This window comes from Xanthomonas prunicola (genome assembly GCF_002846205.1).
Lineage (GTDB): Bacteria > Pseudomonadota > Gammaproteobacteria > Xanthomonadales > Xanthomonadaceae > Xanthomonas > Xanthomonas prunicola.
On record NZ_PHKV01000078.1, the window covers coordinates 1 to 496 of the forward strand.

The 496-nt window shown below is 60.7% G+C and carries 1 protein-coding gene; it reads left to right on the top strand.

Annotation, left to right across the window (positions count from 1 at the left end):
* Positions 1-496 (top strand): hypothetical protein (locus XpruCFBP8353_RS23120; RefSeq protein ID WP_133125725.1); only part of this gene is annotated, 496 nt, incomplete at both ends.

The following is a 496-nucleotide window of genomic DNA, read 5'->3' on the forward strand; positions in this document are numbered from 1 at the left end:
GCAGGTGTCGTTCGGCACCGCCTGGGATGCTAGCGGGTACGCAAGCGGCGCCAAAGCCAATGGCAACTATCTAGGGGTGGTCGAACAGTCGGGCCTGTTCGCAGGCAATGGTGGATACCACGTCACCGCCGGCAACGTGAACCTGATCGGTGGCGCGATCACGAGCACCAACGCCAACAACAGCGAGTTGACGGCCGACGCGTTGACGTTCACTGATCTGAAGAATCGGATGGATTACAGCACCGTGTCGGCGGCGATCAGCGGTGGTATCGGCAGTACGGGCGAAGGCGCGACCGATGCCGACGGAAATCCCACACAGCCGAGCGTAGGCGATCAATTCAAGAATATCGGCAGCAACATCGTCAACGGCAACTATGGCGAGGCGAACTACAGCAGCTTCAGCCCAGGCGTTCCGGTAATGCAGAACGGCAGCGACACCACGCTGACACGCGCCACCCTGACCGAGGGCAACATCAAGATCGGTGGCAAGACGACC